Source organism: Nodosilinea sp. AN01ver1, assembly GCF_050565655.1.
In the GTDB taxonomy this organism is placed as follows: Bacteria; Cyanobacteriota; Cyanobacteriia; order Phormidesmidales; family Phormidesmidaceae; genus Nodosilinea.
On the sequence record NZ_JBNXVS010000077.1, the window covers coordinates 1 to 16,764 of the forward strand.

The following is a 16,764-nucleotide window of genomic DNA, read 5'->3' on the forward strand; positions in this document are numbered from 1 at the left end:
GTCGCTCGTAACTTCGCGCTCAATCTCTACCGCTCCAACGCCTTCTCCAATATGGCTCAGGCTGAACGATTCTGTAAATTCGGCCTAGATACACTCAAGACCGTTTTTAGAATGAAATAGCCCTGCTTTTCATCGCTTGATAGAATACTTGAAAATTCATTACCAAGCTTCTTCAAAAGTTGCTGCCCTAATAACAGGAACTTATCCCATAAGCCTAAGCGATTGTACAAACTTCCTAGACCAGTAAATACAGTCCATAATGAATCCCAATCTTTATTTTGTTCGGCAAAACTCATATATCTCAACATGTTTGGCTCTTCAAATAGTAGAGCGCTATATGCCTCTTCAGTAGAACTTCCATTATATTCTGGAGTAAATGCTATTCCATGGAACATATAAAAAATAAGAATCTTGTTTTCTATTTTTCCAATTTCATCAGGTGTATGATTTTGCAACAATTTTTGGTGGAGATACCAAGGCAAAACTGGGTGTAACTCATAAAGTCCGTGTTGTAGTTCTGAAAGAATACCAGATTGATTGGCTTCAGAAAGGATGGCTAACCAATCAGTTTTTGTAATCTTCTCTCCGAAAAATTCTCTGTAATCCTCACTTGATTTGAGGTGATCCCCTCCATCAAACCCATGCGAGAAGTTGCAAAGAAAGCTGATATTGAATCTTGCTGTAAATAACGCAAGAAAAGGTAAGTGGAGCTGTGTTTTTTCTGATAGCTTACTGAAAGAGTAATCTAAAGATACCGTAAGAGAATTTTTCTTTCCTGTCTCAGAACTTTCCTGAAAGGATTCGAGTCCAAACTTTATTGATTCTAATATTTCTTCAGGAGTAAATCTCTTTAAGTATGGCAAAATAACTCGCAATGCTAAAGGATTGCCGCTTAGAGTTTCAAGTAGCTCTAAATATTTCGGAGATAATTTAGCTCTATCAATTCCAGCATTTTTGAAAATCTTGCTAGCAAGATTTTCTGCATCCTTGGGATGCAAGCCAGATAACTTTTGAAGGGTGTAATTGCATTCTAGCCAAGTTTCTTCCTTACGGCTCGTGATCAATATCCAGGTTTTTCCACCTTGCAAATCATGCAAGAGATTCTTGAAATCCTCACACTCTGATTCTGTCAGCAAAAATTTTCCAGACGAAGAAGAATCTTTCAATGACTCAAAATTATCAAAGATCAAAAGGCAAGGTTGAGACTTTAAATAATTAAGCACTGCTACTTTTTGCTTTTCCCATTCATATTGGGAAAACTGATCACCCCAAATAGCTCGCCCAACTTGATAAATTACACTTACAAAATTCGTGCCGTATTCAAACGAATTAAAGAAACAGAGAGAGCGTCCTCGTGTTTGAATAAGCCATTTGGAAAATCCAATAGCTAGTTGAGTTTTCCCAACCCCAGCTAACCCTTGTAGTAGGACAATAGGATTTTGTCGTAGCGAACGTTCTAATTGTAAAATGTCGTAATCGCGTCCAACAAAGCCGAAGGATCCTTCCTTCGATTCCCCAATTAAACTTTCCGGCGGAGGTTCTTCAAGAAATATTTCTAAGTCTAATTTATCGTTGGTATCTTGAGCTAATGGCGAATAATTTTCTTGCTGATATAGAACTGGTATCATCCAATCTTGTAAAGGTAGGTAGCCTTTTGGGCTAGGACGTTGCCTCTTATTTATTAATTCCCTTCTGCCGGACGCTACAGCCTCTGACAAGTTGCTACCCATCACTAATTGCTCGTAGACACGGCCAATAAAATACTTTGCGGCTTCAGCATATACAGAGTAAGCCATTGCAACTACGCCTTTCGCACCTAGGCCAATTAATCGAGTAGCTACCGACGAAAAACTTTCTTCTCCTTCTTGTGCAGATTTACAAGCATTCAGCATAAAAATTGGAACTCGACAATTTACAAGACTTTGAGCAATTTGGCTTGCTGTTATGATCTGTGGTGTTCCATTCAAGTTTTCAAAAATCAACACCCCTTGCCCATCACCTCCTAAAGAATGTTGTAGACCTTGACTGTTTGGGTCGAAACTTCCATGTCCATCAAAGTGAACAATATGATAAAAGCCTTTATTCTCATTCAATTCACGTTCAAACTGCTCAAAATTAGGGGGGCGAAGTACTTTGAGATTAACCTTATTCTGGATCGGTTGTAGCGACTCTAAGATAGGTTGTGCAATAGTTTTTAGCGAAATATCTTTTTCCCCATACGGACGAGCTATGACCAGCAAAATGTTCAATTCATTTTCAGGTAAATCTGTTATTTCAGCTCGCACAGCATAAGAGTTTAAGCTACGATACATCCCTGCTAAAGCAGGAGATAGGAACTGATGATCAGTATCGTAAATCAATTCCCAAGGAAGATTTAACACCGATGGATCATCAGAAGAAATGCATAATTCACACTTATCTAATCCTTCTCGTGTGGCTTCTTGAAAGAAGTCCCAAGCCTTACTAGAACGAGGAAAAACAACTTTAAATAATTCTTTTCCCCATTCTTTAATTTTCTTCTCCGTTTGTTTTGCTTTCTCTGGTTCTAGTCCATATGGGAATCCGAGATAATCTTCTAAGTACCAACGTAATTCTGCTAAATCTTCTTCACTGAAGGGATGGTGGAAATCAACAGCTGGAGCTGATCGAGGAACTGACTGATCTCTCTGCCAAAAAAGCTGGATAGTATTTTTACTGTGATTTACTAAAAGTCGATTTTTTACCATGTTGTAATCACAAATCCTAAATAAATTAAGTACAAAATCTTCGCGAACTAACAACAGTGATCTTGACTCCTTAATCACAGGCCAAAACCCAGAAGATGGTTCGCTAGCCAAAGCTAGGAAGGTAAGGCAACTGCTTATGAAAAGCCAGTGTAAATATTAGGGGGTGATTTTCAAGGGATTGATGTTACTCGTTTTTAGTGGCTTCTTCAGTATATTCGCAAAATATATTCATTCCCACTTTAAGGATGTAGAGGACAATTATGGTTGCTATCGCAGGGTTTATCGGCAAAGTTGTCAATCCGACTAAGTATACAATTGAGCCTGTTAGTATTGAGGAACTTCCCGGATTCTTGTTGTAATCTAGAATCTTTGAGCGGAAACCTTCGTCGCCACAAATCTCGTTTCGTAAGACTTTGAGCGTTGCTGACCAAAGTTTCTTGTTTTCAAAATTGTATGAACCTAAATTTCCAACTTCTTCTTCCCACAATTCCTGAAAACTTGCCACAAGATCTCCGTCATGCTTTTTCAAAGTTTCAAGCGCACTATATATGCTGTCAGTCTCGGGGTTGCCAGAATCACTAATAAGAGTTTGCGTTTGCTGGATTTCGTCAGATGTTAGCTTTGTAGTCATAGTTATTCCTCGAACAAAAAATGCTGTTCCATAGTAGTAGTGGGTAAATGCCTATCTTTACCCAAGATCTTAATGCCGCTGTTTAACTTTCCAGTTGCTTCGAATCTTGCCTCCTAGACAGGGAATATCGGTTAAAGCAAACTGGGAAATCCTATACGCAATGGCACTTTGGCAACTTCAATGCCTCTAGCAACACGAAGAATAGGCAAAGCCTGTCAGATTACACCCAACACTAGCAAATCTACTCAAGGATGGGCATGCTCTACTTTTCCTATTCTACGAATTCATTAAACTACCGATGGCTTTAAGGAGTTGGTCTCTGACTGTCGCGCCTGAGCAGGCTAAATACCTCCCCCTGCTCAGGGGTAATCAAAATCCCGAACTCTAAAATCATCATGCTTGGTTAGCTCCAATTCGTTTACTTAGCAAACTCCGACATAATCGTCTAACCCCTCAACCGCTTCTGCATCGTCTCTAGCTTCCTCAAATCTGCTGCCCGCTTCCGCCGCTGGTAGCGCTCCTTCGCCATACCATTCACCGCCTGCATCGCCTTGGGGTGCTCCGCCAGGTAAAGGTACGCCGCCTCAAACCACACCTCCTTGGTGATCTTCTCATCCATACAGAGGTGGCGCAGGGCCTTATCAATCTCTTCCTCTAACCGCGTCGTCGTCCGCACTAGCTGCGGTAACTCCGCCTCATCATCTTGACTAACAGACATACTGACGTCAACACCCGTAGACTTGCTAAAGTCACTATATCCCGACCCATTGTCCCCCACCGCCACCTGTTGAGGAGACTTCACAGGTAACTCTGCCCCCAACCCATCGGCACGGGGCGGCACACTCGGGCGCTGCCGCTGCATCAACCGTTCCAGCGCATCCTCAGCCATTCCCTTGCCCCTGCTCTAACGCCTCAATCACCCTGTAAAGCGGATATTCCAGCTCCCCATAGCCAATCTTTGAGAGCCGCTGTCCCTGCCGAATCGCCTGCTTGTAGCGCTCACTCTCCACAATTGACGGCAGCACTGGGATTGAGCCTGCCACCTGCTGCATGGCGGTTATAGCCTCCCGACTATCGGTTGCCTGAGACCGACCAAACCACTTATCTCGAAAGGGCAAGACCCCTAACACCTGCCCTGTAAACGCCCGTATTCGCCCCATTTCCTCCAGCAGTTCTAGGCTGCGCAGTAGTGAATTCACGCCCTTAGTCGATGCTTCTGCGGGAATCAGCACCCAGTCCGAGGCCCCCATCACCGACAAACAAATCTGGGTGCGCTGGGGCGGCGAGTCGATAATGCAAACGTCAAACAACTCCTCCACGGCCTCCAGGGCATGGTGCAAAGCCAAGGCTCCCATCCCGATGGTGGCCAAGTATTCTTGGGCTTTGTGCAGCCCCTCATCGGCTGGAATCAAAAACAGATTCGCTGTCGCCAGCGGATAGATGCCATCTGCTGTTTCCACCTGGCCCTTCAGCACCTCTAGCAGGGTGGGCTCACTCGCTTGAACGTCATGGCCCAAATAAAAGGTCAAATTTGCCTGCGGATCGGCATCCACCATCAGCACCTTCTGGCCCCGGTGCGCCAGGAGCCGCCCCAACAGCAGCGAGACCGACGTTTTCCCTTGCCCCCCAGAGAGCGACAAACAACTTACCGTCTTCATAGCTGTGTTTCACTCCTTAACGCCCAGCTCCTGATCACCTCTACAAGGCTCGCCTTACTCAAGCCCCTGCCGCCTTTAAGATGGTGAATTTAGAGACATCAAGACGTATTGACGTCAATATGCTTACCTTTGTGTCTGTAAATCAGTTGTTGTGTCATTTTGTTAGTTGAAGCCTGACTATTGGGCTGAAAATATCTGCGGTGCAAGGGAACCGAAGAAGATAAACTTACGTCGCTTTTGGCAATTTTTTATAGATCAATTTCGACTGCAACCATAGAGTTATTGCGTGTCGCTAATCGCGTTGATAGTTGGCGGTAAAACTTTCAAATGATAGGGGCTATGTATAACCTCAGTATAAAAAGTATTCCTACTTTGAAGATCTACATAGACCGGTCAATAGCTTGATTAACATCACGCAAGATTACAGGATCAGGCACGATATTGGCTGTCTTGTATAGGCTTTAGGCATGGATTCGAGCTATCTAAGCCTGAATCCACGATTTAGTTTCTCATTTCCCCACCACTGAGAAATATTGCTATATTGATCAAAACTTTACGCAATTTGAGTGAACTACTTCACTCATTGGTGAGCACGCGAGTCATGTCATCTGACTGATTTCAGGAGACTTTAATCATCAGTCAGACTCAATTCATTTGAGCCATGAAAACTCTCTACATTTTTCCTTTGATGGAACGTCTGGTGTGCCGGATGAATCCTCTTCCAGACCTGCCGCTACTCGCCGTAGCGTTCCTGGGCCTTGCTCTAGATGTCCTCATCCATGGCCCTGCCTTGCTGACAGTGCTGGCCGTGGCAGGTATCACTGGCCTGAGCTGGAGGCAGGACATAAGACCCTCTCGTACCTTATCCAGGCGGGTTTCTAAAGCGCAGGGTTTCAATCGAAAGGCTGTGCGGCTCCTGGGTCTAGGGCTGCTCTGGCTGATTACCCTGCTGGCCTATCCCGCCCAGGCCCAGTTCTTTGGTGGGGCTGAAACCTGGATGACCACCAACTTCGGCACCGCTGCGGGCGATGCCATCCCCCTAGTGTTTAACGTGCTGCGGGGCCTGTTTTTGCTCTACGTCGGCATCTCTCTCGTGCGGGTGATCAATAGTGCCCGCAATGACGAGGACTGGCAAACTATTGCACGCACACCGCTAATTATCATCATTGCCGTCACCGCTGGCGATGTGCTGACGACACTGATTACCGGCTAGTTGTCGCTATGTGGCCATTCAGATCGAGGGTGCAGCTCTACACCGTTCTTTCAGCATTGCTGGGCTGCTTATGGCATCTAAATTTCGTCCCGTTAACACCATCCTGGGGGCGCAACCCCGGTTAGGCCCCATTCCGGCAGACCAGATCATTCCCTGGTTCTGCATCACGGGGGTGTCCTACCTGATGGGTCGCGGGTTCAGCCTCAGCTGGATTTCGATTGGATTCATCGCCGCCTGGGGCATGTCTACCTGGTGGATTCTCACCGGGGGGCAGAGCTGGAAGTTCACCGCAAAATTTGTGCCGACTCCCACCTGGAGTCGCGGCTATGCCCGATATCTAAGGTTTACTCACGATGAAACAGACCATCGGCAAACACCAACTCAAGCTCGGCAGCCAGTTCGTCAGCACGTTGACGCCCTTTGAAGATGCGCTCAATCTCGCCGCCATGGTGCGAATTGAGCTGCGGGGGCGACAGGTTGGAGCCTACGTCTTGACCAAGGGCAAGAACCGCGAGCACCTCTGCTTTGTGTTTGGCTTCGACTGCCGGGGCATCCACAACACGTTGACCGATGAACAGGTGGAGATCGTCTTTGACCAGCTGGAATCGGGGCTGAAGGATTTACCCAACGGTGAGCGGTTGACGATTCACCTGGGGTCGTTTTCGGCGGATTGCAAGCGACAACATGCTCTAGCCCAACTCACCCAGATTGCCCCTAACCCAGCTCTCAAGTTCTTGCTCACCGCTGAACGCGCCCGAGTCCAGCAACTCACTCAGCAGGGCTTGCGCAAACCCAAGTTTCTGCGGCTGTATGTCACCTACACCGTCCAAACGGGCGCTGAAGGAGCCCAAGACATCATTGAGAAGGTGATTAGCAGAGGCGAAACCCTGTGGAAGTCGTTCACGGGTGAACTGCGCCAGACCAAAAACCAGCGCCTGCAAACGGTGATCACCAAGGCCTTTACCGACGGCTTTCTGCTCTGGGAGCAAGTGCTTTCGACCAAGATGGGGCTTTCGGTCAAACCCCTGGGTGAAGGGGATCTGTGGAGCCTGCTGTGGAACCGCTTCAATGCCAGTGACCCCATCGACATTCCCCAACTGATCATCCTCGATTCTGATGGCCTGCACGAGCAAGTCAACTCGGACATCCATAGCACCACGCTGCTGACGCGGGCGGGGGTACCCACTGCCGGGAAAACCTGGGTCAAGGTCAAAGGACAGTATACGGCCCCGCTAACGTTCCTCGAAAAACCGGGAGGCTGGGCTAGTGAGTCGGCCCAGCTTCGCTACCTGTGGGAGATCCTCTCCCGCGAGACGGTCGCTGATACCGAAATCTTCTGCCAGCTGACTCGGGCCAACGAAACCCTGGTAAAAACCACCGTCCAGCGGATGCTGAAGCAGTCAAACCTGACGGCGACGTTAGCTGAAGACAGCCATTCGGTGGATGTGGCCGCTGAGCTGAAGATGAAGCGCTCGATTGAGGCCCAGGAAGAGCTGTTTGAGGGGGCTCTGCCGATCCACACTGCCGTTGTGTTTCTGGTGCATCGACCGGATCTGGAGCAGCTGGACGAAGCTTGCCGCTATATCCAAAGCTGCTTTCGCCGCCCGGCCTGGGTCGAGCGCGAGCAAGACTACGCCTGGAAAGTGTGGCTTCAGACGTTACCCATTGTCTGGGAAGCGCTGATGGCGACACCCTTCGGGCGGCGGCAGCTTTACCTGACCGGCGAAGCACCGGGGCTGATGCCGCTGGTGGTGACCCAGCCCTGCGATAGGAGTGGCTTTGAGCTAATCGCTGAGGAAGGCGGGCAACCCATCCACCTGGATCTGTTCAACCAGCACCAGAACCTGGGCCTGTTTGCCACCACCCGAGCTGGAAAATCAGTTCTGGTTTCCGGCATCCTCACCCAGGCGTTGGCCCACCGATTCCCCGTGGTGGCGCTCGATTTCCCCAAACCCGATGGCTCTTCGACCTTCACCGACTACACGCAGCTGGTAGGTGGGGCCTACTTCGACATCTCCCGCGAATCCAACAACCTGTTCGAGCTGCCCGACCTGCGTCACCTGCCGGGTGACGAGCGCAAAGAACGCCTCGACGACTTTCAGTCGTTCCTGGAGTCGGCCTTGCTGACCATGATTGTGGGCTCAGGGGCCAATAGCTCGGTGATGACCCAGACCATTCGCTCGATTCTGGTACTGGCCCTCAATGCCTTCTTTGCCGATGCCCCCATTCAGCGACGCTACCTGGAGGCGATGGAGGGGCGCTTAGGCTCAGCAGCCTGGGCACAGATGCCCACCCTAGCTGACTTCCTCGACTTCTGCACGCCTGAACAACTGGATCTGAACCAGGTGGGCGGCAATATCGCGAAGGCTTTGGACATGATCGATCTACGGCTTAGGTTTTGGCTCTCCAGCCGGGTGGGGCGGGCGATCTCGGCTCCCTCCAGCTTCCCCACCGATGCCCAACTGCTGGTCTTTGCTCTGCGGAATCTATCCAACGAAGAAGATGCCGCTGTGCTGGCCCTTTCCGCCTATGCCGCTGCTCTGCGGCGTGCCCTAGAAGCCCCAGCGTCTATCTTCTTCATCGATGAGGCCCCCATCCTGTTTGAGTTTGACGAAATCGGAGCCCTGATTGGCCGACTCTGCGCCAACGGAGCCAAAGCCGGGATTCGGGTAATTATCTCCGCTCAAGATCCCGATACCGTCCATAAATCGCCCGCCAGCGCCAAGATCTTCCAAAACCTAACCACTCGCCTGATTGGTCGCATTCAGCCCATGGCGGTGGATAGCTTTGAGCGCATTCTCAAATATCCCAAGACCGTCATCAGCCGCAATGCCAGCGAGAGCTTCTTTCCTAAACGGGAAGGTATCTACAGCCAGTGGCTGCTAGACAACAACGGCCTCTACACCTACTGCCGCTACTATCCCGCCTTCGCCCAGCTTGCTGCGGTGGCCAATAACCCCGACGAGCAGACGACCCGAGACTTGGTGCTGCGCCATGCCCCCGATACCTTCACCGGTCTGGCGGAATTTGCCCGGCTGCTAGTGCTCTCGATTCAGTCGGGTGAACCCCTTTCGGTGATCACCGAGCGCTGGTTTGCCGAGCGCAATCCTCACCCTGAAGTTCCCTTGTCTTCTTTCAACTCCCTACCCACTGGAGGTCACTCATGAACCCACGCCTTCGCGTTGCCTTCGTTCCCATCTTGGCCACTACCCTGCTGGTGGCACCTGTAAGACCTGCCGCTGCCTCGCAAGTCGATACCACCTTCACCGACATATTCAGCATTTTCCGACAGGCCTTTGAGACCAGCAAAACCTACATCGAGCAAACCCTCTCTGGCCTGCTCACCCCACTGCCCGGCGATCTAGAGGCCGTGATCCAAAACGCCTTGGGCGATCTGGGCCTGGTTGACCCCAATCGGGTACGTTCAGCCATTGCAGAAGAGCTAACAACCATCCTGGCGGGCGATTTAGCCCAATCCGACCGCATCTACGCAGGACTTGAAACTGCCAACGAGGTTGACCGACAACTCACCCGCGCCCAAGTCGATGCGGTGCTGGGCCAAACCGGGCAAGCCGCCACCCGCGACAAAATCACCTGGATTGAAGACACCATCGGCCAGGTGCAGCAGCACGCCGACTCGGCCCAGACCGCTGTGTCTACCCAGGCGGCGATCAAACAGATGGCGCAGCAAAATGCACGTCAGTCAGAAATTCTCGGGGCGGTGCAGTCAGAACTGCTGCAATCTCGCCAGGATGCTCAGTTGACTAACCTCAACCTGACCAACATGTCGCAGAACCTAGATCAAGAGGCCCGTGCCCGTCGCCTCCAAGAATTGGGCAATGCCCTCGACACCCTGCAAATTAGCGCCCAGGCCCGTTTGTTCTAGACGTCTGTTCGTCATGACGTCAACTTGGATGTGAACACCCATGCTGCTGGATTGGCCCGTCTCACCCATTGCTCAGTTACCCCGCGATACCGCCGACATCATTGAGGGCGGCGCTGTCGCGTCGGAAGCCGTGGCCGAAAGCTGGAATCAGCTCTGGGAGAGCGTGCTTCAAGGAGGCCTTTACTTTGCCCTGGCTCGGGTTGGGGTTTTATTCGCTGTCGCGACTTTGCTCTTGTTCATGACCCAGTGGACGCGGCAGATGGTGGAAGGGGAAAGCAGCCGCGCCTACGCTGATTTCATCTGGCCGCTGCTGGTGATTGTGCTGCTCTCTAACAACGGCGATCGCCTGGCGGCCATCACCCTGGACATCCGCAACTACATCAACCAGGTCAACCAGGACGTCTTGTCTTACACGGCTGCGGATATTCGGCTGCAAGAGGCCTATCAGGCGGCGGTCTTAGAAGGCTCGGTGGAGCAGACCATTATCCAGCGCCGCAACCAGTGCTATGAGCTGCAAAACCCTGAGGAGCGGGCGAATTGCATTGAATTGGCGGCGATTGAAGCCCGCGAGTTTATCGAAGACTATCGTGCCGGAACCGGCAATCCTAACGCCCTGTCCCGTGCTTTGGAGGCGGCCCAGGCCGGGGATAATCCCCTCGATTCGGGACTTAGGTTCGGAGGGGCGCTGATGGGTTCGGGCTTTCAGACCGTGACCCGAGGTCTGTTGATGGCGCTGCATATTGCCTTCCAGTGGCTGATTGAAGCCTCGCTGTTGTTGACCGCCACCCTGGGGCCACTCGCCGTGGGTGGATCGTTACTGCCGGTGGGGGCCAAACCGCTATTCGCCTGGCTGACGGGGTTCTTTTCCTTGGCGATCGCCAAACTCAGCTTCAACATCCTCTCGGGCCTGGTCTCCCTGGCGGTGCTGAATGCCGGGGATTCCCATCCCCTGATTGCCCCCTTCTTCCTGGGCTTGCTGGCTCCCATTCTCTCTCTGGCCCTGGCCTCGGGCGGTGGCATGACGGTCTTTGGAGCCCTGACCAGTACCGCTGGGGTGATCGCCGGGACGGGTGCCATGGGTGGCATCGCTCGTGCCCCTGGCTACTCGGCCCGGCGGCGGGCCTACCGCGTGCGTCGCTGACCTCACTCACAAGGACATATCCCATGGTGCAGTTGATTGAGAAACGCAATACAAACTACCTGCCCTTGTTTGTCTTGGGCAGCGTGGGGTTGCAACTGGTGATGCTGGTGGTCTTGTTTCTTCAGGCCGGTGCCTTGAGTCGAATCAGCCGTCAGGATGCCCCCACGCTGGTGCAAATGCAGGACGGGCAGGCGATTCGAGTCGGCACCATGGGTTCTCGGGAGCGCACCCCAGAAACAATCCGGCGCTTCGTCAACGACACCCTGGTGCTGATGTTCAACTGGAGCGGCAGCCTGCCTGCGACCACGGCGGAAGAGGCCAGTCAGCCCAGATCCGACCCTGGCCTACCGATTGAGGTGGAACGGGGCAAACGCAATATTGCCACCGCCAGTTGGCAGGCCAGCTTTGCCTTTTCCGAAGACTTCCGCCAGGACTTTCTGAAGCGGGTGGCCGAACTGACGCCACCGGGCGTCTTCACCGGCACCAGTCAGGTGGTGATGGTGATCAACCACGTCGGCAGTCCCGAGGTGGTTGGGGAGGGCCGCTGGAAGGTGGCGGTGGTGGCTCATCTCTATGTCTTTAACGACGCCAATGCCCTGGGCCAGGCGATCCCCTTTAACCGGGAGGTGTTTGTCGAGGCCGTCACTGCCCCAGCTGTGCCCGATGGCGACACCCCCTTAGAGCAGGCCATCTACAGCATTCGCCAAACCGGCTTGCAAATCTATGCCATCCGTGAACTTGAACGGGAGGACTTGAAATGACGACACCCAACAATCTGTGGGATGACCAAGAGATGGCCGACCTGGTCGGGCTTCACTTATCAGAACCGGCATCTGATCCTGGACAAGATGTTGCCCCTTCACACACCACATCGAAGGCGGAACCCCTGCTGGATGCTGAGGATATTGATGGGCAGGCCTTAAGTGATCGCAAGCCCAAGCTATCCCTGGCGGCTAACCCCTTCACCAAGCTGGGCGTTGTCGCCGCTGGAACGGGTCTAGTGATCGGGGTTTTAGCCGTCTTCACCAGCGGGGTGATGAAGAACGACTCTCCACCGGCTGAAGAGGTGCAAGCCGATTTCCCAGAGCCCATGGTTGAGGGAGAGGAGGTGAGTGCTACCGATGACCGGGGCCAGCTGCTGACCGATTTAGCGATGGGGCGTCAGCAGGCCGAACTGGAAGCTCTGGCTAATGAAGAGCCTACGGCTCAGCCGGAAGCGCCAACGGTTAGAGAAACCCCTGAATTTTCTCCGGCTCCTCCACCCCCGGCACGACCATCCCAGTCTGTTGCGGCGCGACCCACCCCGGCACCGTTACCACCTCGGCCAGCCCCCGTCTCCCCTGCGGTTTCAGCCCGTCCCGTCGTTTCCCAACCGATGGCTCAACCCGTCGTCGATCCAACGGAACGGTGGCTAGCGCTGTCCCATTTGGGAAGCTACGGACAGAGTCCGCGGTTAGGCGACCAACGACCTGCTCCGGTGCCCACAAATGCTGTGGTTCCTGATCCGGCCCCTGTAGTTCAGGCCAATACACCAACATCACGTTCTAACATCAACCATGCCGAAGAAGCGGCCATTCTCCAAGGTCAGCCGGTGACATCACTATCGACATCGCCCCTGTTGCTGACCGGCACCCAAGCCTCCGCTGTGTTGCAAACACCTTTGATCTGGTCAGCAGGGGCGGCAGAGACAGACAGCCCCCAGTTCGTGGTGCAGCTGACCGAACCTCTGCTGAGCGCCATTGGAGAGATCGGCTTACCAGCAGAAATACCGCTGGTGGTACAGGTGACATCGGTGGCGGACAGCGGCCTGGTGCAGCTGGCGGTAGTTTCGTTCATTCAGGCAGGACAAGAGATCCCGCTGTCAGCTGGGTCAGTTCAACTGCGAGGGGTAGCGGGCACCCCCCTGATCGCTCAAAAGTACGACGACCCAGGGATGGATATCGCTCGCATGGATGCCACGATGGCGGCCATGGCCGGGTTATCTCGGGCGGCAGGATTGGTGAATCGACCCAAAACAGCCTCGGTCATTACCTCTGTTGGAAGCAGCGCGATCACCCAGGACACCGGGGAGCCCAACCTTCTAGCCGGGATTCTTGAAGGTGCCTTTGAGCAGCTATCGGGGCAGATGGAAGCACGAAATCAGGCGGCCCTGGACGAAATCTTGAATCGCCCCGTCGTCTGGTATTTGCCAACCGGCACTGAAGTTGACGTGTACGTGAATCAAACGGTGGCGCTATGAAAACATCTTGGACTCCCTGGATTCTGGTTGGGGCGCTTTCTCTAGTGGTGATTCCCCGTCAACCCGCCCAAGCCCAATCAGCCTATGCCATTGCCGCCAGCCATGCTCAAGGGCTAACCGGCAGTCAGGCCCCCGTCATTCACCTGTGGCCTAGCTATGGCACCAACCTGAGCTTTATCCCAACGAATGAAAGCATTGTGCGGGTGTGGATCGATGATCCGTCCCGAGTGGCTCTGGACTTTGATGAGCCGCTCTGCCCCACCGCTGCGGACTCAGGCTGTGTCTCGGGTCGGCCTTCTGTGGTTCATCTGAGACGGGTTCAAGGGCTGTCCTTCGAGAATCTGCCCAGGGCCAGCGGCACACTGCTGACGGTGATTACCGAGACATCTGGGGGAGATCGCCGCCTCTACGAATTTCGCATCGCGTTTGGTACGGGCGAGCCCGACTACCACACCGTTGTGGTTAACCCCACCTCCCCCATTCATCCGTTGCTGGGGCCAGGGGATGTGCGCCGAGGGCTTCAGGTAGCTGAATCCAGAGGACTGATCGCTCAAAACCAGGATTTGTGGAACCGGCTACAAACCTTTCTGAGGCTAACCCAGGGTGGCCTCGCTGTGCCTGCCGCCGCCGAGCAAGCAGGGGTTTCACCTGAGGTGATCACCCGTCTGGCGCAGTGGGGGGCCAATGCCCGTGACGATCCGCCTTTGAACTCTACTGCGCTCTAGTTTCTCCACTCAGGTTAAAGCCATGACCCTATATTTTTTCAAGCGCAGGCGGCCATGGCGGCCTGTGATCGGGATTTTTGTTCTCATTTTGGCGATCGCGCTTCATAGCTGGCGGGTGCAACCAGCCCACTCCAGCCTCCAGCCGGGGTCGCCAGTGCCTGTGATTCAGGATCAGATTTTAGGCACCAAGCCCGACTGGGTGCAGATCACCCTGCGCACCCTGCCTGCGGTGCTGGAGTCTGGCTCGTTTGAGGCTCCAGCTGATCTAATCCGTCTGCTGGGCTACGACCCGTCGCGGGTCTGGCAGGCCGGTCAAACCGCAGACCAGTACATGCAGTTAGGGGATTTCCAGGAAAGCTTTCAGCTCCAGCAGTTCTCGCTGTACGAGATTGCGGCTCTGGTAGGGCTGGATTGGCCTGCCCTGCGGCTGGCGGATTTTGCCCTGGTGGCCTGGCAAACCCTGGGGGACTTGGTGCAGGCTGTGCCGGATTTAGCCAACCGCCCGGTAGAGTCGGTGGCCCCGATCGCCGACCTCCTCAAGGGAGAAGTTGATCCACAAACTGCGATCGCCGAGGTGCTCCAAGATGAAGCCTTGGCATCGCTCAGTTTGGGAGACCTCAACCTGGAGCAGTACGGACTGGCCGATATTCCGGGGTTGATGGAGGCCCCACTAGAAAGCTTTCGCGATTGGCAACAGTCCGTTATCGACCAGGTGCCCGGCCTCGCCGATGTCCCCTTCACCAGCTTTCCCAACCCCATTGTGGAACAGGGCGTGGTGGTGGGCCAGGTGGATGTGGTGTTTGGCCCAGCAGAGGGCAATCGCACCAACACCATCAGCGGCAGTTATGTGGAGGGGTTCAACATGCCCTGTGACGCTGACTGCGCCCACCTCGAAATCGGCCAACCCACCCTGGTGGAAGGCACCCAGTGGGTCTCGGGCAAGTACCAACAGGTGCGCGGCGGGCGGGGGGCACTAGCCGCTGCCAATGGCGGGGTTGAGCCTACTGGTCGCCATCCCTTCGGCAATGCGTTCAAGGTGGCGGTGCTCGACACCGATGAGGCCTCCGGCACGGCTGAAACCGGGCTGTATTTCCGCATGTGTGTCCGCAACCTGTTTGTGGACTTGGGCTGCACTCCCTACTTCATCGGCCCCATTCCCTGGCTGCCGGTGCAGGAAGAAGGCATGGTCTTCTTGGGGCAAATCAAGGAAGGTCTTTCCACTACCGATTCAGCCGACGCCGCTACGGCGAAAGGAATTGACCCACAGACCGGCGAACCCAAACCCACCCCAGCCGCTGCCCCAGCGACCAGAGCTTCAGGATCTCCCGGAACTGCCACTGGACGATTCATTCACCCGGCACCGGGCTATGGCATCACCAGCAGTTTTGGCTATCGCACTCACCCAATTCACGGCGATCGCCGTCTTCACAGTGGTACCGATTTTGGTACCCCTACCGGCACCCTCATTCGAGCGGCTGACGGCGGGCAGGTCACCTTCGCGGGCATCAGCGGCTCTCTCACTAGCGGCTACGGCAGACTCGTCATCGTTAACCACGGCAATGGCTTAGAGAGCTACTACGCCCATCTACAAGGCTTTTTTGTGCAGGCGGGCGACATCATCGCCCAGGGAGATCCAGTCGGTCGCGCCAACAGTAGCGGTTGGTCAACGGGGCCGCATTTGCATTTTGAGGTGCGCCAGAACGGCCAGCCCCAGAACCCCATGAACTATCTCAGTTAAGGAGTGTAGCGATGAGACTTAACCGTACTGTATTTGCTGGTTTAGCGGGACTCTGTCTCCTGCTCGTCGGTCTAATCTCGGTTGTGGGCCTCAATCTAGCTCGGGCGTCAGACCCCATTCCAGAGGCGGTCTACGACTGCCTGCCCCCCCGGACCCAAGCCACAAAACTCTGGGGCTTGGTGGAGACAACCACTGGCAGCTACCTCCTAATCGGGGCCGGTGAAGGCGAGACCTACCAAGAAGTGCTGATTTACCTGGAGGCTCAAGCCGCCTGCCGCTCTCTGCTGCCGGAGGATGACCCGGTGCTCAGTCACTACATCCCCCTGAACTTGGCCCGCGAGTTAGCCCTCCAGCGTTACACCCAAGTGCTGCAAGAACAAGGAGGGCGCGACGCTTATCAACAGCAGCTAACCGAATATCTGACGGCAGCCCCCGACGGTACCCGCAGTCAGTTTCCTGAGGAATACCTCTGGGCGCTAGAGCAACTGGGCATTGAGCTGCCGCCCAATAGCTATGAGGTGCTGCGCTGATGCGTTACACCACCGAACAATCCTCGACGCTGGGACAGATGGACTCCACCTCTACTCAATCCATCTCTCAGCTGGTGACCTCACTCCAGTCCCGCCAGGGGCTCACCCTGCTTGGCTGTGTGGTACTGATTGCCGCCTTCTCCCTGATGAGCTACTAAGTACACATAAGTCATGTTGTAGTAGGATGCGGCAGTAATCATGGGGCAATCGCCGTGAAGAATCCTATTATGATTCACGCTGAAACGTTGGAGGGCAGTGCTTTTGGGGATCGTCGCCT

15 protein-coding genes are annotated in these 16,764 nt (G+C 53.8%); 11 read left to right on the top strand and 4 right to left on the bottom strand.

Going from position 1 to position 16,764, the window contains the following annotated elements:
* Positions 1-56: 56 nt before the first annotated feature.
* The 4 genes from ACQ4N7_RS28660 to ACQ4N7_RS28675 form a co-directional block, all read right to left on the bottom strand.
* Entirely contained in the window at positions 57-2,804 is a 2,748-nt protein-coding gene (locus tag ACQ4N7_RS28660; protein ID WP_430714856.1) for a CHAT domain-containing protein, read from the bottom strand.
* Between the two features lie 106 nt (positions 2,805-2,910).
* Positions 2,911-3,357 (bottom strand): hypothetical protein, encoded by a 447-nt coding sequence (locus ACQ4N7_RS28665; RefSeq protein ID WP_106866655.1) that lies wholly within the window; start codon positions 3,355-3,357, stop codon positions 2,911-2,913.
* 445 nt (positions 3,358-3,802) lie between these two features.
* Complete coding sequence (locus tag ACQ4N7_RS28670) at positions 3,803-4,246, bottom strand: hypothetical protein (RefSeq protein WP_106866654.1); 444 nt, start codon at positions 4,244-4,246, stop codon at positions 3,803-3,805.
* The gene (locus tag ACQ4N7_RS28675) at positions 4,239-5,015 is read right to left on the bottom strand and encodes a ParA family protein (RefSeq protein WP_106866653.1); all 777 of its coding nucleotides are present in this window, start codon (positions 5,013-5,015) and stop codon (positions 4,239-4,241) included. The genes ACQ4N7_RS28670 and ACQ4N7_RS28675 overlap by 8 nt, the downstream gene beginning before the upstream one ends.
* A gap of 907 nt (positions 5,016-5,922) precedes the next feature.
* On the opposite strand from ACQ4N7_RS28675, the gene ACQ4N7_RS28680 reads away from it, so the two are divergent.
* The 11 genes from ACQ4N7_RS28680 (at position 5,923) to ACQ4N7_RS28730 (ending at position 16,645) form a co-directional block, all read left to right on the top strand.
* The gene (locus ACQ4N7_RS28680) at positions 5,923-6,228 is read left to right on the top strand and encodes a hypothetical protein (protein ID WP_275335529.1); all 306 of its coding nucleotides are present in this window, start codon (positions 5,923-5,925) and stop codon (positions 6,226-6,228) included.
* A 70-nt stretch (positions 6,229-6,298) separates the two neighbouring features.
* Complete coding sequence (locus tag ACQ4N7_RS28685; RefSeq protein WP_106866667.1) at positions 6,299-6,652, top strand: hypothetical protein; 354 nt, start codon at positions 6,299-6,301, stop codon at positions 6,650-6,652.
* Positions 6,582-9,395 carry a hypothetical protein gene (locus ACQ4N7_RS28690; RefSeq protein WP_275335527.1) on the top strand — a complete coding sequence of 938 codons (2,814 nt, stop codon included), beginning with the start codon at positions 6,582-6,584 and terminating at the stop codon, positions 9,393-9,395. Before ACQ4N7_RS28685 ends, ACQ4N7_RS28690 begins: the two co-directional genes overlap by 71 nt.
* The gene (locus ACQ4N7_RS28695) at positions 9,392-10,114 is read left to right on the top strand and encodes a hypothetical protein (RefSeq protein ID WP_106866652.1); all 723 of its coding nucleotides are present in this window, start codon (positions 9,392-9,394) and stop codon (positions 10,112-10,114) included. The genes ACQ4N7_RS28690 and ACQ4N7_RS28695 overlap by 4 nt, the downstream gene beginning before the upstream one ends.
* Before the next feature lie 40 nt (positions 10,115-10,154).
* Positions 10,155-11,255 (top strand): hypothetical protein, encoded by a 1,101-nt coding sequence (locus ACQ4N7_RS28700; RefSeq protein ID WP_106866651.1) that lies wholly within the window; start codon positions 10,155-10,157, stop codon positions 11,253-11,255.
* Between the two features lie 23 nt (positions 11,256-11,278).
* Complete coding sequence (locus tag ACQ4N7_RS28705; protein WP_106866650.1) at positions 11,279-12,016, top strand: hypothetical protein; 738 nt, start codon at positions 11,279-11,281, stop codon at positions 12,014-12,016.
* On the top strand, positions 12,013-13,494 hold the full coding sequence (locus ACQ4N7_RS28710; protein WP_106866649.1) for a TrbI/VirB10 family protein: 1,482 nt from the start codon (positions 12,013-12,015) through the stop codon (positions 13,492-13,494). The genes ACQ4N7_RS28705 and ACQ4N7_RS28710 overlap by 4 nt, the downstream gene beginning before the upstream one ends.
* Positions 13,491-14,219: a hypothetical protein gene (locus tag ACQ4N7_RS28715; RefSeq protein WP_430714857.1), complete on the top strand. Its 729-nt coding sequence runs from the start codon at positions 13,491-13,493 to the stop codon at positions 14,217-14,219. The genes ACQ4N7_RS28710 and ACQ4N7_RS28715 overlap by 4 nt, the downstream gene beginning before the upstream one ends.
* A 22-nt stretch (positions 14,220-14,241) precedes the next feature.
* The gene (locus ACQ4N7_RS28720) at positions 14,242-15,957 is read left to right on the top strand and encodes a M23 family metallopeptidase (RefSeq protein WP_430714858.1); all 1,716 of its coding nucleotides are present in this window, start codon (positions 14,242-14,244) and stop codon (positions 15,955-15,957) included.
* Positions 15,958-15,968: 11 nt separating this feature from the next.
* Positions 15,969-16,487 (top strand): hypothetical protein, encoded by a 519-nt coding sequence (locus ACQ4N7_RS28725; RefSeq protein ID WP_146152381.1) that lies wholly within the window; start codon positions 15,969-15,971, stop codon positions 16,485-16,487.
* Positions 16,487-16,645, top strand: coding sequence for a hypothetical protein (locus ACQ4N7_RS28730; protein ID WP_430714859.1), 159 nt, complete (start codon positions 16,487-16,489; stop codon positions 16,643-16,645). Before ACQ4N7_RS28725 ends, ACQ4N7_RS28730 begins: the two co-directional genes overlap by 1 nt.
* The last annotated feature ends 119 nt before the right edge of the window (positions 16,646-16,764 follow it).